4 protein-coding genes are annotated in these 4522 nt (G+C 32.3%); all 4 read right to left on the reverse strand.

Annotated features, from left to right (window positions below):
• On the reverse strand, window positions 1–1219 hold a 1219-nt coding region (locus ACTHW2_RS11025), incomplete at its 3' end, for a dicarboxylate/amino acid:cation symporter (RefSeq protein WP_442263971.1).
• Window positions 1220–1351: 132 nt separating this feature from the next.
• Entirely contained in the window at window positions 1352–2782 is a 1431-nt protein-coding gene (gatB, locus tag ACTHW2_RS11030; RefSeq protein WP_442263972.1) for an Asp-tRNA(Asn)/Glu-tRNA(Gln) amidotransferase subunit GatB, read from the reverse strand.
• Window positions 2783–4189, reverse strand: coding sequence for an Asp-tRNA(Asn)/Glu-tRNA(Gln) amidotransferase subunit GatA (gene gatA, locus ACTHW2_RS11035; RefSeq protein ID WP_442263973.1), 1407 nt, complete (start codon window positions 4187–4189; stop codon window positions 2783–2785).
• Between the two features lie 111 nt (window positions 4190–4300).
• The coding region (locus ACTHW2_RS11040) for a cobalamin-dependent protein (protein WP_442263974.1) at window positions 4301–4522 on the reverse strand (222 nt) is incomplete at its 5' end.

Genomic DNA, 4522 nt, shown 5'->3' on the forward strand with positions numbered 1-4522 from the left:
CTTCTTGTTTAGCTATAATAGAAGTACAAACTGCATCACCCGTAACATTTACTGCAGTCCTACCCATATCTACCAATCTATCTATCCCCATTATAAGTGCTATCCCTTCTATAGGAAGTCCTACAGATTGAACTACTAGAGCCAGCATTATAGCTCCAGCTCCAGGAACTCCTGCCGTACCTATAGAGGCAAGTGTTGCTGTCAAAACTATTGTAAGTATCATACTAAAGCTTAAAGGTATATTATAAACCTGAGCGATAAAAAACACTGCCACACCTTGCATTATAGCCGTACCATCCATATTTATAGTAGCGCCTAATGGTATTGTAAAGCTTGAAATACTTCTATCTATTCCAAGTTCATTTTCACATATATCAAGTGAAACTGGTATTGTCGCACCACTACTTGCTGTTGAAAAAGCAACTGTCATGGCTCTAACAAATTTTCTATAAAACTTGCCCAAGCTTAGCCCTGTAAAGATTTTAAACAAGCCTCCATATACTAAAGTTCCATGAATTGCGAGTCCAATATAAACTGCTATTACATATTTGGCAAGTGGCAAAAGTGCACTAAGTCCAGTTGTCGCAAATGTTTTAGCAATAAGACCAAAAACTCCTATAGGGGCCAGCATCATAACAATTTCTACAAGCTTCATAACAAGCTCGTTTAAATCCTCGAAGAGCTTTACAAGTCCTTTTCCTTTTTCACCAAGAAGAGACAAGCCTACACCTGTTAAAATTGCAAAGACTATAATTTGAAGCATATTGCCTTCTGCCATAGCCTCAACTGGATTATTTGGAACAATCTCAGTAAGAGTTTCTACTAATGGAGTTTTCTCATCAACAGTTGTTTCTACCTCTTCTATTTCGTCAAGATTCAGTCCTGTACCTGGCTGTATTATAGCACCTATACTAAGTGCTATGGTTATAGCTAATGCTGTTGTAAATAAGTAAAAAGTGATTGTTTTTACTCCTACCCTTCCAAGTTTTTTTACATCTCCCATACTGGCAGCACCGTTTACAAGCGAAATAAATACCAAAGGAACTACTATCATCATAATTGCTCTTAAAAATATTTGACCTAATAACTGAAATATACCATCAATTAAGATAGTATCTCTTAAAGTTCCTTGGGACATAGGATATACTATAAGTCCAACCACTAAACCTAATACTAGTGCTATAAGAATTTTCGTTGTTAAACTAAGTTTCTTTTTCACAAAATCTCCCTCCTCAAATAATATTTATATATCTATATTCATTATATTATAATTTATAAAGAATTATTTGTCAATTCTGACTTCTTTTATCCTAAATAAAAAAGCCAGTAGAAAAACTACTGACTTTTCCCTTTATCTTTTCTTTAATTTTTCAACTAGTAATTTATTTACTATCTGTGGATTAGCTTTTCCACGACTAGCTTTCATTACCTGTCCTACTAAAAAACCTACAGCTCTATCTTTTCCATTTTTATAATCTATAATAGACTGTTCATTTTTATCCAATACTTCTTCTATCATAGTTTCAAGTTCGCCTTCATCACTTATTTGTATAAGACCTTTTTCCTTTACTATCTTTTCTGGTTTTTTTCCTGTTTCAAACATATCTCTTAAAACTTTTTTACCCGTATTATTATTTATCTTTCCAGCTTTTACTATCTTAAGAAGTTCTGCTAAATCTTTAGATGTAAACTTAAGAGAATCTATATCTCCATCTTCTTCATTTATTCTTCTTAAAACATCTCCCATTATCCAATTACTTACAAGCTTTACATCATCTATATATTTTAGAGTATCTTCAAAAAATATAGACACATCTTTGGAAGCAGTTAAAACTTCTGCATCATAAGAAGAAAGGCTGTATTCCTTTATAAATCTATCTCTTTTGTCGCCTGGAAGTTCTGGCATATTTTCCTTTATTTCCTCTATCCACTCATCACTTATTTCTATAGGAAGAATATCGCCGTCTACTAAAAATCTATAATCTTCTGCCTCACCTTTTTCTCTCATAAGGATAGTTTTACCTTCAACCTCATCCCATCTTCTAGTTTCCTTTTTTGTATCTTTACCATCTTCAAGTAGTTCTATATGTCTTTTTTCTTCATATTCTATAGACCTAACAGCTGAAGAAAAGGAGTTTAGATTTTTAATCTCTGTAATAGTACTTTTTTGTCCCGCTTCTTCATCTACTACATTTATATTTACATCACATCTAAGTGAACCTTCTTCCATCTTACAATCAGAAACTTCTATATATTTTAAGGTATCTCTTAATCCCTCTAAGAAAAGTTTAGCTTCTTCTCCCGAAGATATTTCTGGCTTACTTACTATCTCAATAAGCGGAACCCCTGCCCTGTTATAGTCAAGAAGCGTATCTCCATCTTCAGTATGAATTGACTTACCTGTATCTTCTTCTATATGGATCCTTATAAGATGTATATCTTTTTTACCATCTTCACTTTCTATACTTATATAACCGCCTTCACAAACTGGCAGTTCATCTTGAGAAGTTTGATAGCCCTTAACAAGGTCTGAATAAAAATAGCTTTTTCTATCCATCTTAGTTTTTTGATTTATAGATGAATGTAGGCTAAGCCCTGCTCTTATAGCATAGTCTAAGGATTCTTTACTCAAACTTGGCATAGCACCAGGAAGCCCTAAACAGATTGGACAACAGTGAGTATTTGCTTCTCCTCCAAATTCATTTGTACAATCACAAAATATCTTTGTCTCGGTCATAAGCTCTACATGTATTTCAAGACCTATTATTGTTTTATATCCCATTTATTTAACCATCCCTTCAAAAGAAAGTGCTGCTTTTATAATAGTTTCTTCTTCGAATTTATCTCCTATTATTTGTAGACCAGTCTTAAGTTTGTCTCCTCCCATAGGAAGTGATATTGCTGGAAGTCCTGCTAGGTTTACACTTTCATTAATATCTTTATAAAATGTAGCAGATTTATCATTTAATTTATTAGGTAAATTTAAATCACTAGGTACTATTAAAATATCTACTTTAGAAAAAGCATCATCAAAGTCATTTATTATTAGAGTCCTAACTTTTTGAGCCTTTTTATAGTAGTCATCTCCCCTACCACCACTTAAAAGATAAGTTCCAAATAAAATTCTTTTTCTAATTTCTTCTCCAAAACCTTCTCTTCTAGTATTTTTATATAACTCATCCAAAGTATCGTATTCTTCAGCTCTATGTCCATATACTATACCTCCAAATCTAGCAAGATTAGAACTAGCATCAGCTGATATTATAGTTTTAAATGATTTTTCTGTATATTTTATATGGGGTATAGAGATTTCTTCTACTATAGCTCCTAAACTTTTAAAGTTTTCAATAGCTGCTTCAAAATCTTTCCTTACAGATGAATCCATTTCTAGATCTATCCATTCCTTTGGAAGACCTATTTTAAGTCCCTTTATATCTCCTTTTGCATCTAAGTTTATATCTACATCTTTTGTAGTTGTATCTAGCTTGTCTTCTCCATATATGGCTTTTAACATAAGTGTTGCATCTTTTACATCTCTACCAAATGTCCCCACAGTATCTAAACTATTTGAAAGTGTTATAAGACCATATCTAGAAACAAGTCCATAAGTAGGTTTTATTCCTACGACTCCACAATATGATGATGGTTTTCTAATGGAACCACCCGTATCAGTACCAATTGATAGTGCTGCTTCTTTTGCACAAATACTAGCTGCACTTCCTCCAGATGAACCTCCTGGAACCCTAGAAGTGTCTAGTGGGTTTTTAGTAGGCCCAAAGTATGAAAGCTCAGTAGTTCTACCCATAGCAAATTCATCCATATTAGTCTTTCCAATTATAATGCCATCTTCTTTTTTAATCTTTTCTACAATTGTAGCATCAAAAGGTGCCACAAAATCTTCTAACATTTTAGACCCAGCTGTAGTTTTAAAGTCCTTTGTAATTATATTATCTTTTAAAGATATAGGAATCCCTGCAAGAAGACCAAGTGATTCCCCTTTTTTAAGTCTTTCATCAATTTCTTCAGCTTGTGCAAGTGCACTTTCTTTATCAATAGAAATAAAAGCATTTATATATTTTTCTTTTTCTTCTATATTTTTTATATGAGATTTTACAATATCTACACTTGAGATTTCTCCATTTAATAATTTCTCTCGTATCTCCCAAGCTTTTAACTCTGAAATATTCATTTATTTTCCTCCCTGTTGAAATTTATACCATACTATATATATTATACTTTGATTGTATCCAATTGTACAATTAAAAGTCAATTCATATGAATTGACTTTTAATTCTCCTTGCTATCCTAAAACTTTTTTAGCTATCTCTACTGCTTCTTTAGCATCTTTTGCATAAAAATCAGCCTTTATCATCTTTGAATAATCTTCATTTAAAATTGCTCCTCCAACCATAACCTTTAAATCAAGCCCTGTATCTTTTAAACTATTTATTGTATCTTCCATACTTTTTACTGTAGTAGTCATAAGGGCACTTAAACCTACCAATTTAATATCATTATCTAT

Origin of the sequence: Tissierella sp., from assembly GCF_052089545.1 — a bacterium.
Classification (GTDB): domain Bacteria; phylum Bacillota; class Clostridia; order Tissierellales; family Tissierellaceae; genus Tissierella_A.